General features: G+C 58.5%; 17 protein-coding genes. 11 read left to right on the top strand and 6 right to left on the bottom strand.

The annotated features are described in order from the left end of the window. The first annotated feature begins 42 nt into the window (after positions 1-42). On the top strand, positions 43-990 hold the full coding sequence (locus L861_RS16720) for a cyclodeaminase (RefSeq protein ID WP_016417819.1): 948 nt from the start codon (positions 43-45) through the stop codon (positions 988-990). A 106-nt stretch (positions 991-1,096) separates the two neighbouring features. Continuing rightward, complete coding sequence (locus L861_RS16725) at positions 1,097-1,777, top strand: haloacid dehalogenase type II (protein ID WP_016417820.1); 681 nt, start codon at positions 1,097-1,099, stop codon at positions 1,775-1,777. 55 nt (positions 1,778-1,832) lie between these two features. Here L861_RS16725 and L861_RS16730 read toward each other — a convergent pair whose 3' ends face one another. After that, positions 1,833-2,477, bottom strand: coding sequence for a DUF3047 domain-containing protein (locus tag L861_RS16730; RefSeq protein WP_016417821.1), 645 nt, complete (start codon positions 2,475-2,477; stop codon positions 1,833-1,835). A gap of 174 nt (positions 2,478-2,651) precedes the next feature. Here L861_RS16730 and L861_RS16735 point away from each other — a divergent pair, with 174 nt between their 5' ends. Both L861_RS16735 and L861_RS16740 read left to right on the top strand, forming a co-directional pair. Further along, entirely contained in the window at positions 2,652-4,049 is a 1,398-nt protein-coding gene (locus L861_RS16735; RefSeq protein WP_016417822.1) for a sodium:solute symporter family transporter, read from the top strand. Beyond that, positions 4,049-4,984 (top strand): metallophosphoesterase family protein, encoded by a 936-nt coding sequence (locus L861_RS16740; RefSeq protein ID WP_016417823.1) that lies wholly within the window; start codon positions 4,049-4,051, stop codon positions 4,982-4,984. The genes L861_RS16735 and L861_RS16740 overlap by 1 nt, the downstream gene beginning before the upstream one ends. A gap of 176 nt (positions 4,985-5,160) precedes the next feature. Here L861_RS16740 and L861_RS16745 read toward each other — a convergent pair whose 3' ends face one another. Further along, positions 5,161-5,859, bottom strand: coding sequence for a TVP38/TMEM64 family protein (locus L861_RS16745; RefSeq protein WP_027948061.1), 699 nt, complete (start codon positions 5,857-5,859; stop codon positions 5,161-5,163). Positions 5,860-6,174: 315 nt separating this feature from the next. Here L861_RS16745 and L861_RS16750 point away from each other — a divergent pair, with 315 nt between their 5' ends. Next, complete coding sequence (locus L861_RS16750) at positions 6,175-7,563, top strand: dihydrolipoyl dehydrogenase family protein (protein ID WP_016417825.1); 1,389 nt, start codon at positions 6,175-6,177, stop codon at positions 7,561-7,563. 168 nt (positions 7,564-7,731) lie between these two features. On the opposite strand, the gene merA is transcribed toward L861_RS16750, so the two are convergent. Further along, positions 7,732-9,138 carry a mercury(II) reductase gene (merA, locus tag L861_RS16755; RefSeq protein ID WP_016417826.1) on the bottom strand — a complete coding sequence of 469 codons (1,407 nt, stop codon included), beginning with the start codon at positions 9,136-9,138 and terminating at the stop codon, positions 7,732-7,734. Positions 9,139-9,143: 5 nt separating this feature from the next. Then, a complete protein-coding gene (merF, locus tag L861_RS16760; RefSeq protein WP_016417827.1) occupies positions 9,144-9,383 on the bottom strand; it encodes a mercury resistance system transport protein MerF in 240 nt (79 codons plus the stop codon). 246 nt (positions 9,384-9,629) lie between these two features. On the opposite strand from merF, the gene L861_RS16765 reads away from it, so the two are divergent. The 5 genes from L861_RS16765 (at position 9,630) to L861_RS16785 (ending at position 13,220) form a co-directional block, all read left to right on the top strand. Beyond that, positions 9,630-10,175 carry a TetR/AcrR family transcriptional regulator gene (locus tag L861_RS16765; protein ID WP_161629077.1) on the top strand — a complete coding sequence of 182 codons (546 nt, stop codon included), beginning with the start codon at positions 9,630-9,632 and terminating at the stop codon, positions 10,173-10,175. A gap of 100 nt (positions 10,176-10,275) precedes the next feature. Further along, positions 10,276-10,845, top strand: coding sequence for a carboxymuconolactone decarboxylase family protein (locus L861_RS16770; RefSeq protein ID WP_016417829.1), 570 nt, complete (start codon positions 10,276-10,278; stop codon positions 10,843-10,845). A gap of 211 nt (positions 10,846-11,056) precedes the next feature. Further along, on the top strand, positions 11,057-12,103 hold the full coding sequence (locus L861_RS16775) for a DUF3179 domain-containing protein (protein WP_016417830.1): 1,047 nt from the start codon (positions 11,057-11,059) through the stop codon (positions 12,101-12,103). Beyond that, entirely contained in the window at positions 12,100-12,636 is a 537-nt protein-coding gene (locus tag L861_RS16780) for a hypothetical protein (protein WP_016417831.1), read from the top strand. Before L861_RS16775 ends, L861_RS16780 begins: the two co-directional genes overlap by 4 nt. Before the next feature lie 113 nt (positions 12,637-12,749). Continuing rightward, positions 12,750-13,220 carry a DUF302 domain-containing protein gene (locus L861_RS16785; protein WP_016417832.1) on the top strand — a complete coding sequence of 157 codons (471 nt, stop codon included), beginning with the start codon at positions 12,750-12,752 and terminating at the stop codon, positions 13,218-13,220. 11 nt (positions 13,221-13,231) lie between these two features. Here the strand turns inward: L861_RS16785 and L861_RS16790 are convergent, their stop codons facing one another. Both L861_RS16790 and L861_RS16795 read right to left on the bottom strand, forming a co-directional pair. Then, positions 13,232-13,459 carry a zf-HC2 domain-containing protein gene (locus L861_RS16790; RefSeq protein WP_236617172.1) on the bottom strand — a complete coding sequence of 76 codons (228 nt, stop codon included), beginning with the start codon at positions 13,457-13,459 and terminating at the stop codon, positions 13,232-13,234. Continuing rightward, positions 13,456-14,010: a sigma-70 family RNA polymerase sigma factor gene (locus tag L861_RS16795; protein ID WP_236617173.1), complete on the bottom strand. Its 555-nt coding sequence runs from the start codon at positions 14,008-14,010 to the stop codon at positions 13,456-13,458. Before L861_RS16795 ends, L861_RS16790 begins: the two co-directional genes overlap by 4 nt. Before the next feature lie 335 nt (positions 14,011-14,345). Between L861_RS16795 and L861_RS16800 the strand changes: the two genes are divergently transcribed. Further along, positions 14,346-14,756, top strand: a complete 411-nt coding sequence (locus L861_RS16800) for a hypothetical protein (protein WP_016417835.1) — start codon at positions 14,346-14,348, stop codon at positions 14,754-14,756. The last annotated feature ends 29 nt before the right edge of the window (positions 14,757-14,785 follow it).

Consider the following 14,785-nt stretch of genomic DNA (forward strand, 5'->3'; position numbering starts at 1 on the left):
TGCGCTCCCCTACGGACGAAACCGATTCTTAAGGGGGTTTAGATGCAGCTCTATCAACGCGATGCAATCGAAGCAGCGGTGAAGCTCGACCAGGAAGCCCTTTCTACCGTGGAAGAGGGCTTTGCCGCTCTCGGCCGTGGCGATGTAATACAACCGCCGATCCTGTCCATGGCCATGGAGGAGTTCAACAGCGAGGTCGACGTCAAGACCGCGCATATTCATGGGTGGGAACGTTTCGCGATCAAGGTCAGCACGGGCTCTTTCGACAATCCCAAACGCGGGCTACCGAGCCTCAATGGCCTGATGATGGCATTCTCGGCCAAGACCGGCCTGGTGGATGCGGTGCTCTTCGATGAAGGCTATCTGACCGCAGTGCGTACGGCACTGGCCGGGGCCATCGCCGCCAAGCATCTATCGCGTGAGAGTAGCCGTCGGGTCGCAGTGCTGGGGGCTGGCGAGCAGGCCAGACTGCAGGTTGAAGCCCTCAAGCTAGTGCGCGACATCAAGAGTGTCGATGTGTGGGCACGGCGGCGTGAGGAAGCTGAGCGCTATGCCGAGGAAATGCGTGGCCAAGGTTTCGAGGTCGAGGTGCACGACGATATCAAGTCGGCCTGCGCCCAAGCTGATATCGTCGTTACCACGACTCCGGCACGGGAGCCGATACTCCAAGCGTCCGATCTGCCCGAAGGCGTGCATGTCACTGCCATGGGGTCGGATAGTCCCGACAAGCGTGAGCTCGATGAAGAAGTGTTGATCCGTGCTGATGCCTTCGTGTGCGACACGCGTCCACAAAGTGAGAACAACGGGGAACTCAAGGTCTTTGCCGATAAGGAGCCGCCGTTCAAGGTGTATGAATTGGGCAAAGTGATTGCCGAAGGGCAAAAATTGCGCGTATCGGATGCCTCCATTACCGTCTGCGACCTGACGGGAACCGGGGTGCAGGACACAGCGATCGCCAATTTTGCGCTGTCCCGGCTAGCCGATACTTGAGAGGGGAAGTGCGACCTTTGGTCCCGGCCGAGCCCTGGCCAGGTTGAGCCAGGGCCACCCCTGGGGCAAGCTATCCGCAATGACTCATGGGAAGGGAGTGATTGGCATGGCAATGGTTCTGGCTTTCGATGTCTACGGCACCCTGATCGATACCCATGGTGTGGTCACCGAACTCGAATCGGTGCTGGGCGACAAGGCGATGGCCTTTTCCCAGCGCTGGCGAGACAAGCAGTTGGAATATGCTTTTCGTCGCAGTCTGATGGGCTCGTACGTGGATTTCGCCCAATGCACCCGGGAAGCCTTGGAATTCACCGATCGTGCCTTGGGAGCCGCTCTTTCCGATACTCACAAGGACCACCTGATGGCAGCCTATGCCCGGTTGCCAGCCTTTCCCGAAGCTGCCGACGCTCTGGCGAGATTGCACGAAGCCGGGGTGCGCTGTGTGGCCTTTTCCAATGGCACTCGCGAGGCGGTGGAAACGTTGCTCATTCATGCCGGCCTCCGCGAGCGTTTCGACGACATCGTCAGTGTCGACGAGGTCAAACGCTTCAAGCCCGACCCCGCGGTCTATTCCCATCTGCGTAGTCGACTCGAATCCAGCGCCGACGATACCTGGCTGATTTCCAGCAACCCCTTCGATGTGATCGGCGCCAAGCATGCCGGCCTGCACGCCGCCTGGGTGAGACGCACCGCTGAAGCTCCCTTCGACCCTTGGGGTGGCGAGCCCGACCTCACCATCACCGATCTGGAGACCCTGGCCGAGCGGTTGATTGGTGCAAGGCGATGACGCTTTGCATTGTACGGCCGGTGTGGCTTTGGATGCCCTCTAAAGAGGGCATCTTTCATGCTGGACACTCAGGCGGCTCCGGTGTGGCCGAGAAGCCCAGATGGGTGAACCAGGCCGTGGCATTGACGCCGGCATTGTCGCCATCGCTCATCAGTGCCAGGCCATTGATACTGTTCGGGCGAGAATCGAACAAGGCCTGGAAGTCGTCACGCACATTCCTGACTTCGGCCATCCAGCGGCCGACATTTTCTTCACCGCCTTGCAAGGCCAGCAGATGAGCGTGTGAGGTGAAGGCATTGGGCCAATCGCTTCCCACCGCCTGGGAGGAAGACCAGACATAGTTCACCGATTGCACCTGCCAAGGCAGTAGACCGGTTTTGTAGGCTACATAGACCCTGGCGGGATAGTCGTCCCCTGACTTGGTGGTCTCGTCCAGGTCCGCATGAATATTCGACACCTGCCAGCACCAATGTAGATACGGCGTCTCGTCGAGATCGATCTCGCGCTCGAGGTATTTGGCCGAGGCCTGTCCTCGGGCACGAGCCTGGAGCACGGTCCTGCCATCTCGCTCCACCAGCCGATAGTCGGTCTCGCCTTCGAAAGAACGCGTTGGCCAATGGGCGATGTCCTGGGGGGAGAAGCGTATCTCACCAGCCAAGGAAGGTATGCTTGTTGCCAGGGATAATCCGCACACGACCATGCATCCTGTGACTCTCGATCTCATGAATTTCCCTCTTTGCCGATGGCAATGGTAGTAGAGTCGAGATGCGGCAAAGATCCTTACTCCGGTGAAACTCAATTAAATGATCGTGTGTAAGGAATCGTCATCCTGGTGGACTAAGTGCCTGGATTTTCTGGAAAGGGAACCGGTTCGATGACACTCGACCACTCATTGCTGTTCTGGGGCTTTCTGCTGGTCTACGGCGGCCTCATGTATTGGCTATCGCCGCGCAGTCACAGCGCGGCGTCATTTTATCGTGGGGCGGATGCCCGGGGGAACCCGGTGGGGCAGTGGTCGCTGACCGCCAGTATCTTCATTAGTTGGATCTTCGCGAAGTCAGTCACCAACGCCGCCAACCTGGGCGAGGCCTACGGCGTGGTAGGCGGGCTTGCCTATGCCACCTATTGGCTGTCGATACCGCTGGCCGGCTATGTGATCTATCTTATCCGCACCCAGACCGGGGCCGAGAGCCTGACCCACTTCCTGACGTCGCGCTTCGGGCGCCTGGCGGCACTGAGCTTCGGTGTGGCGATCCTGATTCGCCTTTACAACGAGGTGTGGAGTAATACCGCCGTGGTCGGCGGTTATTTCGGCATGCCCGGGGAACCTGGTTACTATCTGGCCGCCTTGCTGTTCACCGCTTTTACCTTGGCCTACAGCCTCAAGGGTGGACTGCGCAGCTCGATCTTCACCGACATGATCCAAGCGGTGTTGTTCGTGTTCTTCGTCGGTGCGGTGCTGTTCTTGGTCATGCCCGGCTCGGGCCCCGACCGGTTGCTCACCACTGGCAGCTTCACTCTTGGCGGCGGGATGGATCTGCTGCTGGTGGCTGGGTTGCAGATATTCAGTTATCCCTTCCATGACCCGGTGCTCACCGATCGTGGTTTCGTCAACCGCGAGAAAACCATGCTCAAGAGCTTCGCCGTCGCTGGTTTGCTGGGTTTCGTTGCGGTATTCGCCTTCAGCCTGCTGGGAGTACATGCCCAGTTGCAGGGCATCGAGGGCATGGGCAATACGCCGGCGGCGGTGGGACAGGCACTGGGGCTCGCGGCCTTGGCGGCGATGACCATCATCATGATGACTTCGGCAGGCTCGACCCTGGATTCTACCTTTACCTCCTTCGCCAAGTCGCTGGCAGTCGACCTACCGCGCCTGGCCGGTCGTCTGCGAGAGCTTCCCAGCATGCGTGTCGGAGCCGTGGTCATGGTGGTCTTCGCCATTCTCGGCAACCTGCCGATGTTCGCCGGCACCGATATCCTCAAGGCCACCACCGTCAGTGGCACTATGGTCATGGGATTGGCACCGGTATTTCTGTTCTATCGCCTGACCCGCTGGTCGCCGTGGAGTTTTCACTTGAGCTTCTGGAGCGGTGTAGGGTTGGGTATCCTGCTCGCCGCTGGTCTGATTCCCGAGGCCTGGCGGATCGGTGATGGCCCCTATGGCCTGCTACTGGGCGTCAATGCCTGGGGGCTGCTGCTGTGCACTGCTGGATTCTTCCTGCCGTTGGTGTTGCGCCTGATACGCTCCCCGCGACTTGGAGAAGCACGCTGATGAGTGCCGGTCGTCATTGTCCCCTGGCTTATCGCTATCGACCCGAGCAAGTGACGGCTGTCGTCGAGCCTTGCGATGCTGACGTGTTCTACGTGATTGGCGGGCTGTACGGCAACCCGCTGGCGTTGGAGACCATCGAAGCAATGGCCGAGGAGGAACGTGCCGCAGGGCGTCGCGTCGAGCTGATCTTCAATGGCGACTTTCACTGGTTCGATGCTGAATGGGGAGCCTTTCGGGCGATCAATGACCGCGTGATGCGCCACACGGCAGTATTGGGCAATGTGGAATTCGAGTTGGCCGAAGCGCATCCAGGAGCGGGATGTGGCTGTGCCTATCTCGATCATGTGGACGACGGCGTGGTGGAGCGCTCGAACCGTATCATGGCGCGGTTGCAGGGAGTCGCGGCCGATTGTCATGAGCAAGTCGCCGAGTTGAGAAAGCTACCGCGCTATCGCTGCTTCGAGCTGGCCGGGCAACGCGTGGCGATAGTGCATGGTGATCCCGACTCACTGGCCGGTTGGGGGATGGCCCTGGAGGCGCTGTGCGATCATGGCCATCGCGCTACACTGGAGCGCTGGTTCGAGCAAATGGGGGTGAGCGTGATCGCTGGCACCCATACCTGCTTACCCGCACTTTGGTGTTCAGATGAGCGAGTGATCATCAATAACGGCAGTGCCGGAATGGGCAACCTGCGTGGCGACGCGCGTGGGCTGATCAGCCGAATTGCGGTCGACAGCTACCATCCCGACGCCCTGGTGAGGAGTCGAGCCGGAGCATTGACGGTTGAACTGCTTCCGGTGGCATTCGATATCGGGGCCTGGCAGGCATTGTTTTCACGTTGGTGGCCGGACGGAAGCGACGCAGCGCTGTCATATGGTGAGCGAATTCATGGCGGGACTCGACTCGATATCGAGCAGGTGCATATCGTGCTCTGAATTTCCCAATGAAGTGGCATAGTGAACTCAGAAAGAAACTGCGGAATCGTGATTCCGAGGACAACATACGCTTGCAGTTCTCCGCTCAGTACAACTTCTAAGGCAGAGCAACGAAAGCGCCACTGATGTCAGTGGCGCTTTTAATAAATTGTCCAAACCCATAGCTTTCATTGATTCTAGCTTGGGCGTTTTTTTCTCTTTCGATGCAGAGCCCAAACGAGCCTCAACAGGATCGGTAACAGCGTAATGCTGCTGATTAAAAGCAGCAAAGCCGTCAAGCCTCTGGAATCGGCAGTAATGAGTATTTCGCCGAATGTGACGATCAAGTAGGCGGTTGGCAGCACACCCGCGAAGGTAGCAACCAAGAAACGCCAGAAGGCAAGCGGTGTGAGGCCTGCCGCGTAGCTGACAGCATCGAACGAAATAAAGGGCACCAGTCGCGATGCGAAAACAACGACCATCAATCCTGTTTGTGAGCGATCCTTTTTTAGCCAATGCAGTATGGGACGTATACGAGGCCAGTGCTGAATCGCCTCAAAGCCGAGCTTGCGCGCAATGCAGAAGGCGAGCAGAGCGCCGGCTTCGGCACCAATGACCACATATGCGGTCCCCCACATAGGGCCGTAGAGGGCGCCCGCTACCATAGCGATCGGACCACTAGGTATGGGACTCATGACAATGGCCATTACCATCATGGCGATAATAGCTAATGGCCCCCAGATACCCAATTGATCTACCCATTCTCGCAGAGCTCGTTTGTTAGTAAGTGTCGATAAGGCACCGGTTTCCGTCAGAATCCAATAGAAAACCATTAAGCCAATCAGCACAGCGATTCCCAGTGCGATCCTGGACTTTATGCCAGGTTTGTTTGTCATAGCCATCCCAAGTCACGTGTCGATAGCCAACTCACTGGCGCAGGACATGTTCCACGAATCCCGACATCAACATCATCGGTCGTTATTAGTCCTCAAGAGGCACCTATTGCTTACACTAGTAGGCATGCCAAATGCGAGCACTGACAGCGTTCTATTGGTGGGCGGGCATTCTTCGGCCTGCTGACAACGGGGCAATTCTGCAGAAATCCGTTTCGAGCAATGTCGATTGACTCCCAAGCGAGGTAGCTACACTAGTGGGTTACGAGCTCACAGTTCCAGGACGACGCTGCTTGTGCTGGCGAGGAGAGGCAACTCATGGCGGAACGCTACGAGGTGGTTGTCATCGGTGGTGGCGCGGTTGGTGAGAACGTCGCCGGGCGTGTGGCTGCTGGTGGCTTGCGGACGGTGTTGGTGGAGAAGGAACTGGTTGGGGGTGAATGCTCCTACTGGGCGTGCATGCCTAGTAAGGCGCTACTCCGCCCGGGTGAGGCCATTATGGCCGCGCGTCGCACGCCTGGGGCTCGGGCGGCGCTCTCTGGCGACATCGACGTGGACGAGGCATTGCGACGCCGTGACGCCTTGGCCAGTCACTGGGACGATAGTGGGCAGGTCGAGTGGCTGGAGTCCGCTGGTGTCGACTTCGTGCGGGGCAGGGCGCGTCTGGTCGATGAGCGCAAGGTAAACGTCATTGAGCCCGATGGCTCCATGCGTGAGCTCGAGGCTGCCCGAGCGGTAGTAGTGGCAACAGGCAGCGTTGCTGCGATGCCACCGATCAAGGGGCTTGCCGAGGCCGCGCCTTGGGACAGTCGCAAAGCTACGACGGCGCGCTCGGTCCCCGAGAGCTTGATTGTCATGGGAGGAGGAGCGGTTGGTGCCGAGATGGCTCAGGCTTGGCGCACCTTGGGTAGCCACAAGGTTAGCCTGATTGAGTCACAAGACCGGTTACTGCCAGGCGAAGCGGCTGTGGTCGGGGCAGCGTTGGCGCAATCTTTCACTGATATGGGCATCGAGGTGCGCACAGGCACCCGTGTCGTCTCCGTCGAAAGGCGTGACGGCTCGATCTTTGCCGAGCTCGACGACGGCGAAGTGTTATCTGCACAGGAGCTGATCGTTGCCGTCGGTCGCAAGCCGGCCACGGAGGATCTGGGCCTCGAGAGCATCGGGCTTCAGGCCGGCGAGTATCTTCGTGTCGATGACCGATTGTGCGTCGTCGATGTGCCAGCGGGCTGGCTCTATGCAGTCGGTGACGTCAATGGGCGCAATCTCTTCACTCACATGGGCAAGTATCAGGCCCGCATGGCGGCGGATGTCATCCTTGGCAAGAAAGCCTTGGCATGGGCGGACGCTACGGCCAATACTCGTGTCATCTTTACCGACCCCCAAGTGGCGGCAGTGGGCCTGACGGCCGAGTCAGCCCGCAACAAGGGGTTAAAAGTTCGGTCCGTGGAGCATCCCTTCGGAGCCGTTGCCGGCGCCGCTGCGCTTGGGGAAGGGATCGAGGGGCATTGCGAACTCGTCATCGACGAGGACAGAGGTATCATCGTCGGTGCAACGTTTATCGGGCCCGGGGCGGGAGAACTTCTCCATGCAGCGACCATCGCCATCGTCGGCGAAGTGCCGCTGGAACGCCTCTGGCATGCAGTGCCTGCCTTCCCCACGGTGAGCGAGGTGTGGCTGCGTATGATGGAAAAGTATGGTCTGTAGTGGGCAAACCTTGATCTAACCCCCGCCTATGCTGCTGCCGCAGTATCACAAGGGATGACGATAGCCAATGTCCTTTTACGAGAATCGCGTTCTGCCGCATCTCCCCCCACCTATCGTGTGGTAACAAGGTGGTCGATCGTCAGTGGGCGCCCATGAGATGACGAGATTTCATCCCGCACAGCAGGACAGTTGCGTGACATCCTTGGTGAAAGTCTGGGCGCACAACTTGAGCCCCTCGACCATGGTCAGGTAGGGGAACAGCTCATTGGCGATATCGTGGACGGTCATCCGTGCGCGCAGCGCCATTACCGCCGTTTGAATGAGCTCGCCGGCCTCACCGGCGACTGCCTGCACGCCGAGCAGGCGTCCTGACTCGCTCTCAGCCACCATCTTGATGAAACCGCTGGTGTCGAAATTGACCAGTGCCCGTGGCACGTTATCCAATGTCAGGGTGCGGCTCACGACGCCGATACCGCGGGTCTTGACCTCGGCTTCCGTCAATCCAACGGTGGCCACTTGCGGGTCGCTGAAAATGACTGCCGGCATGGCGTCAAGATCCAGCCTCTCATCCCCGCCGGTCATATTGATTGCTGCCCGGCTACCGCCGGCGGCGGCAACGTAGACGTACTGTGGCTGGTCGGAGCAGTCGCCTGAGGCATAGATATCGGGAACGCTCGTTTGCAGGCGATCATCGACGACTATGGCGCCCTGTACCGTTTTCACCCTGATGGTTTCCAAGCTCAAGGCCTCGGTATTGGGGGTGCGACCGGTGGCAACCAGCAACTGGTCGGCGTGGATCTCCCCGGCACTGGTGGTGAGCACGAACTCATCGTTGGCATACGCGACCCGGCCGGCCTGGGTTTCGTTAAACACCTCGATCCCTTCAGCGCGGAAGGCGGCCTCGATGGCCTTGCCGATAGCTGGGTCTTCCCGGGAGAACAGGTGGCGGCGAGCGAGGACCGTTACTTGGCTGCCGAGCCGGGCGAAGGCCTGGGCCAGCTCCACAGCCACCGCCGAGGCGCCGATCACTGCCAGGCGCTCGGGAATGGTGTTGCTGGCCAGTGCGGTGGTGGAGGTCCAGTAGGGTGTCTCGGCGAGCCCCGGTATGGGCGGGATGGCAGGGCGAGCACCGGTGCCGATAAAGGCCCGGTCGAAGATGACACTTTGCTCGCTGCCGTCATCGGTACGCACGTTCAGGGTATGGGCATCGACGAAATGCGCCTCGCCATGCAGCACGGTGATGGCTGGATTGTCGGCCAGAATAGTTTCGTATTTGCCATGCCGTAGCGCTTCGACTCGTGCCTGCTGCTGGGCCAACAGCTGCTCCCGGTCGATTACCGGCGCGGTGGCGGTGATGCCTTGATCGAACGGACTCTCCCGACGTTGATGGGCGATGCGCGCGGCGCGGATCAGAATCTTGGAAGGTACACAGCCGACATTCACGCAGGTACCGCCGATGGTGCCACGCTCGACCAGGGTGACCCGGGCCCCACGCTCGACGGCTTTCAGGGCGGTTGCCATGGCGGCACCGCCGCTTCCGATCACGGCAATGTGCAAAATCTTGGTTTCACTCATGATCGTTATTCCTTACGGGATCTATCGCTGCGACACGTCCTCAAGGTCCTTGTGCGATACAAGGCGTAGAGAGTCAGGCCGATAAAGGCGGCCAGGGTAGGGAGCAGCACGTAGTCGAGATAGCCCGTCAGCGCCGCCAGACCTACCGTGCCAAGCAGGATGACCAGGATTGGGGTGAAACAGCACAGCGCGACCAGCACCGTGCCAATCACGCTGATACGAAGCAGCGTCTTGGGGTTTTTCATGGCGATTCTCTCACTGAGGACCAGATTCGCAGGACCTTGCGCTGTGTTTGGTATCCCGGTGCTATGTCTTTCTCGGTAATCTCTCGACTCCGGTGGTTGTTGTTATGGCTCTTGATGGGTCGCTATTCACGGAGGTTCCTTACATCCCTTCTCTTCGGCTGGCCTTGGCTTGAATTGTGGAACGATTGGTTCTAAATTTTTCGTATGACACGTGGACGCCCTATCGCATTCAATCCGGATCAGGCCGTGAGCGCTGCCATGCAGGTCTTCTGGGCCAGAGGCTACGATTCGGCTTCGACCCGAGACCTGCTGGAGGCGATGCAGCTCTCGCGTAGCAGCCTGTATCAGGCATTCGGCAGCAAGGAACAATTGTTCCTCGAGGCCCTGCGCCGCTATCGGGAAAATCTGATCGGCCGGCTTCACCGGCAACTCGAGGCCTCTCCCTCGGCGCTGACCTTCGTGGAAGGACTGTTTCGCGATACGGCTCAGGATGCCGGCAGCGAACGCGCCGCGATCGGGTGTCTGATCTTCAATTCCGCCAGCGAGCTCGGTCAGCGCGGCGATTTGCCGTCTCGTGAGGCCGGCGAGAGTGTCAGGGCGATCACCGAACTTTTCCGCCAAGCGGTGGTACGCGCCCAGTCCGAGGGCGATATCGATCCGCATCGCGATGCACGGTCGTTGGCCACCTACCTTACCGTGGGGATGGCAGGACTGCGGACGCTGCTCAAGAGCGGGGCCGATGCCGATGAAGCCACTCATGTGGTGGAGCTGATACTCGACACCCTACGCTGACTATTACCTCTTGTTGGTGTTTTTTTGCCATATATGGACTATTCGTTCCATATATGATCCGGCACCAACCGGTGCTTCATCAGGCAAGGAGGAATGACTTATGGCAGCCGAATACCAAATGAAACTCGCTCCCCAGACCCTCGACAATGCCGATGTCAAGGCAAAACCGTTACTCGAGAAGGCCCATGCCAAGCTTGGTTTCGTACCCAAGATGTACGAGGGCATGGCCAAGGCTCCCGGGGTGCTGGACACCTACCTGCATGGCTATGAGCTGTTCCGCGAGGAGTCCGGCTTTGCACCGCCCGAGCAGGAAGCCATATTACTGACCATCAGCCGACTCAACGGCTGCAAGTACTGCATGGCTGCCCACAGCATGTTGGGGGAAAAGATGTCGCAGGTGCCTGCCGATGTGCTGGAGGCCCTCCGTAACGACCAGCCCATTCCCGATGAGCGCTTGGCGGCCCTGAGCGCGTTCACCAGAGTGATGTTCGAGACGCGGGGCATGCCCACCCAGCGTGACGTCGATGCCTTCCTGGCGGCCGGCTTCGAGGAGCAGCACGTGCTTCAGATCGTGCTGGCGCTGGCCGTGAAGACGTTGAGCAACTACTCCAACCACATCAATCATCCTGAGCTGGACGAAGCCTTCGCCGGCCATGTCTGGCAAGGATGACTATCACTGACTTACTCCGCTAACGGTTCCGCAAGCCGCCATCCAGCCGCAGTTTGCGGGACCGTGTGCTATAGGGGGTGCAGACTGATGTCCATCCGCGCATCGTGAAACCAGATCAGCCGGCAGAAAGCGGTCATGATCGGTGAGTCGTGTAAGGAACGACGCGGTATAGCGACCAACCTACCGGAAGGTTGCTGCCGTGAGGTGCCGCATGTCGCCCCTGAGTGCTTTAAAGATTTCCTTACCCTTGGCGGCATTGTTGTTGCCACTGTCCTCGACACTGGCCAGCCCGCCGCTCGTTGATCCGCCTGCGGTACCCATCGCGTACTCTTTGGAGGAGTTTCGCTCGGCGGTACGTTCCGGCGGCCCGGGTAAGGATGGGATTCCCGCCATCGACAACCCTCGCTTCCAGAGCGCCGAGCAGGCCGATGGTTTCCTCGATGACGAGGACATCGTGATCGGTATCTATCGTCATGGCGAGGCCCGTGCCTATCCACAGCGCATCCTGGTCTGGCACGAGATCGTCAATGACGAATTTGCCGGTGAACCGGTCAGCATCACCTACTGCCCGTTGACTGGCACGGCGCTGGGCTTCGAGCGTGGCGATACCGAGTTGGGGGTATCGGGTAAGTTGGTCAACAGCAACCTGGTGATGTACGACCGGGCTACCGATAGCGAATGGCCACAGATCCTCGGTGTAGCCATCGATGGCCCCTTGAGCGGTAAAGGGCTCGAGGAGTTCCGGGTGTTCTGGACCACTTGGGGGCAGTGGAAGGCGCGTCATCCCGATACTGAGGTGCTTACCGACCAGACCGGCTATGTGCGCAATTATCGGCGTGACCCGTATGGCAGTTATCGCCCCTTGCGAGGCTATTACCATCCCGATAGTCGCCGGCTATTTCCGGTCATGACCGACGACGAACGCTATCCACCCAAGTCGATGGTCCTAGGAGTGCGGACCGCGGATGGGGCTATCGCCATCGACAAGGATGCCTTGCGCGAGGAGGAAGTGGTCGACGTCTCCCTGAATGGCAGTCAGTACACCGTGGTGCATGATCCGGACCTGGATACCGGTTGGGTGTTCCACAATCCCGATGATATCGAAATCGAGGCGTCGAATCTGACCTTCAATGCCGAAGGTGTCAGTGGCTCGGGGCTCGAGAATCTGGAGGCAGTCAATGCCTTCGAGGCCATGTGGTTTGCTTGGGCGGCGTTCTATCCGGAAACTGCGGTATATGAAGGAGGGGAGGCGCTATGAAAGCCATGTTGGCGCTATCGGCCATCTTGCTTGGGCGCCCCGGCTCGCGAGCCGTCATTGGCTTGGTTGCGGTCGGCTATGCGCTGCTGTATCTGTGGTTGACCGGCGATATCGCCGGGGGCGGCAGCGGCGCGCATGTCAGTTTCCCCGCCTGGGAACGCGTGTTCGAATGGCGCGCCCCGTTCCAGTTCGAGCCAGTCGGCCTGCTCGCTTTGGGGCCGCTGATGTGGACCTTCAGTCCGGTGAATGCCTTCCTGGCACTGGCCGTGGGGGCTCTGGTGGGCCTGAACGTGACGGCCGGGTGGTTGGCTTGGCGAATGCCACAAACTTGCCGGGTACGGAGCGCTGGTGTCGGTCTGTTCGCGGCAGTTCCAGCGTTGCTCGCCGGCGGTGCCTGCTGCGCACCGCTCGTCTTGATATGGCTCGGGCTGCCGATTGCCGGGGCCGTTGCCAGTATCGCCCCGCTCTTGATTCCCGTTGCCATCGCCTTGCTGTTGGCGGGCTTATGGGGATTGGCAAGATCGCGAGTTTGATTCAGCACTTGCCGCCTAGCGGCGAATGTCTTGGCATTCGACATGGAGACTTGTCATGCGAGGCCATGTTGTCAATGCTGAGAGTCCCCACATCAAGGATAGGAGTGGTAATCATGTTCAAAAGCGGATTGATGATTGCTGCCATGGTGGCTGGGCTGTCAAGCACCGCCATGGCCGAGGGGCCGGATAAGGGTATCGAGCGCGTGACCAGTCCCTTAGGTGTCGAAGAAGTTGATCAGCGACTACGGGGCGCGCTGGAGGAGCGTGGTCTGACGCTGGTGGCCGTGGTCGATCATACCGCCAATGCTCGTTCGGTCGATCTCGAACTGCCCGCGACGCGGACATTCATTTTCGGCAACCCCAAAGTGGGAACGCCGTTCATGCAATGCCAGGGCAGTGTGGCCTTGGATCTCCCACAGAAAATGGTATTGCGCGAGGCGGACGGGGCCATTTACCTCGAGTGGAATTCACCTCGCTATCTTGCCGAACGCCATGGTCTCGAAGCCTGTGGGCTTCCCTTGGAAAAGGTGGCGGCCGTGCTGAACGAGCTCGCGAGGGAAGCCGCTGGTGAAGGCAACCAATAGCCCTTGAGCGATTACTCCTGGCGAGAACTTCCCCCCTCATCTGGAATCTCGCTCACGAGCATCTCGAATCTGGGGCCCACTTCATGCAGCAAGGCAAATTGCTTGTTGCATTCCGTGCATGCATCACACATGGCGAGATGTAGCTTCAGTGACAGTTTTTCTTGAAAACTCAGTGGGGCATCCAGACGTTTGGACATCAACCGAGTGGCTTCTTTGCACATCATCATCTTGAACATCATTTCTCCTCCGACAGCCAGCCACGTTCGATGCAGGCGCGCAAGCGAAGCCTCGCCCGATGCAGGATGACCCAGCAATTATTCTCTTTGATACCCGTTTCCTTGCAAATGTCCTCGGTGGATAGCCCCATCAATTCCCGCAGCGAAAATACACGTGCGATATTGTCCGGAAGGGCGATCATGCAGGTATCGAATACTTGCCAAAAGCGTTCATTGAGGAAAGCCGCTTCGGGATCGCCCCAACTGGAAGGCCTAGCGTCTTCCTGCCATCTTCCATTTTGCTGAAACAGCCTGTCGATAGCCTCTTCATCCAGCTCGTTCTCGAGTGGCTGCCATCTGCCATTGCGTCGTTGGGCGCGTAAGGCGTCGAGTATCTTGTACTTGAGAATGCCAAAGACCCAGGTTTCGTAACCCGAGCGGCCGGAGAAGGTATCGTCCTTTTCAATAGCGGCGGCAAGCGCCTCCTGAACGGCATCCTCGGCTTGGGCGGGGTCACGGAGCTGCAAGCGGGCAAATGATACCAATCGTGGCCTGACCGCTGTGAGCCGCTGCATTCTATCGTTTTTTTCTTCGCTCTCTGATATCGACATCTCATGACTTCCATCGGGACTCACTAAGTCATGATGGACAACTAATGTTAAAGGTCAAGTGGTTTACTGATATTTGTCGCTCTTAAGGTTCATTCCTTACATCTGGCGCTGGGAATGTAGTGCTATGGTTGGGTTGGTTTTGCATATATGAAAAGTCGAGAAATGTGTGTAATGAGTGTGCAATGTTGGCTACTAAAAAACAAAGGGAAGTGAAATGGTGGCCATGTATGGCTTTTGTGGAGAGGCAGTATTCAGAAAGGACTGGGGTTGATATGACTAAGAATTGAAGGGGAATTGCCATGAACCGCTCGAATTTCGTGATCAGTTTATCTCTCGCATTGATGCTCGGTCTAGGTGGAGTGAGCCACTCGCTCGCAATGGCAACGCCAGAGCTATCACATAATGGTGTTTCAAACCTCCGCTTGGTTCCCACATCATACGTGGACCGCTACACTCTTAATGTTGATTCTCCGACGAATATTAAAATAACTAGTGCGAGTTGGGGGTCGATAGGTGTCAATATGATAATAAAGGCGCGTTTGTTGGATCATGATGATAATGTGGTCAGCTCTGCCAGGCAGCATGGTGGGGACTTTGTGATTACCGAAACCCTGGAGCCCGGCCGCTATGTTCTTGAGGTGGAAGGTCAGGAGTTGAGTGATAGAGTGCAAACCAATAACCGATATAGCGTCAGGACCATAACGTTTTGATGGTATAGAGTCGTCTTGATAAAGAGCCG

Origin of the sequence: Litchfieldella anticariensis FP35 = DSM 16096, from assembly GCF_000409775.1 — a bacterium.
GTDB classification, from domain to species: domain Bacteria; phylum Pseudomonadota; class Gammaproteobacteria; order Pseudomonadales; family Halomonadaceae; genus Litchfieldella; species Litchfieldella anticariensis.

Coding starts and splice junctions, on each gene's coding strand:
- L861_RS16720 (WP_016417819.1), top strand. CDS start 43: ATGCAGCTCTATCAACGCGATGCAATCGAAGCAGCGGTGAAGCTCGAC.
- L861_RS16725 (WP_016417820.1), top strand. CDS start 1,097: ATGGCAATGGTTCTGGCTTTCGATGTCTACGGCACCCTGATCGATACC.
- L861_RS16730 (WP_016417821.1), bottom strand. CDS start 2,477: ATGGTCGTGTGCGGATTATCCCTGGCAACAAGCATACCTTCCTTGGCT.
- L861_RS16735 (WP_016417822.1), top strand. CDS start 2,652: ATGACACTCGACCACTCATTGCTGTTCTGGGGCTTTCTGCTGGTCTAC.
- L861_RS16740 (WP_016417823.1), top strand. CDS start 4,049: ATGAGTGCCGGTCGTCATTGTCCCCTGGCTTATCGCTATCGACCCGAG.
- L861_RS16745 (WP_027948061.1), bottom strand. CDS start 5,859: ATGACAAACAAACCTGGCATAAAGTCCAGGATCGCACTGGGAATCGCT.
- L861_RS16750 (WP_016417825.1), top strand. CDS start 6,175: ATGGCGGAACGCTACGAGGTGGTTGTCATCGGTGGTGGCGCGGTTGGT.
- merA (WP_016417826.1), bottom strand. CDS start 9,138: ATGAGTGAAACCAAGATTTTGCACATTGCCGTGATCGGAAGCGGCGGT.
- merF (WP_016417827.1), bottom strand. CDS start 9,383: ATGAAAAACCCCAAGACGCTGCTTCGTATCAGCGTGATTGGCACGGTG.
- L861_RS16770 (WP_016417829.1), top strand. CDS start 10,276: ATGGCAGCCGAATACCAAATGAAACTCGCTCCCCAGACCCTCGACAAT.
- L861_RS16775 (WP_016417830.1), top strand. CDS start 11,057: ATGTCGCCCCTGAGTGCTTTAAAGATTTCCTTACCCTTGGCGGCATTG.
- L861_RS16780 (WP_016417831.1), top strand. CDS start 12,100: ATGAAAGCCATGTTGGCGCTATCGGCCATCTTGCTTGGGCGCCCCGGC.
- L861_RS16785 (WP_016417832.1), top strand. CDS start 12,750: ATGTTCAAAAGCGGATTGATGATTGCTGCCATGGTGGCTGGGCTGTCA.
- L861_RS16790 (WP_236617172.1), bottom strand. CDS start 13,459: ATGATGTTCAAGATGATGATGTGCAAAGAAGCCACTCGGTTGATGTCC.
- L861_RS16795 (WP_236617173.1), bottom strand. CDS start 14,010: ATGCAGCGGCTCACAGCGGTCAGGCCACGATTGGTATCATTTGCCCGC.
- L861_RS16800 (WP_016417835.1), top strand. CDS start 14,346: ATGAACCGCTCGAATTTCGTGATCAGTTTATCTCTCGCATTGATGCTC.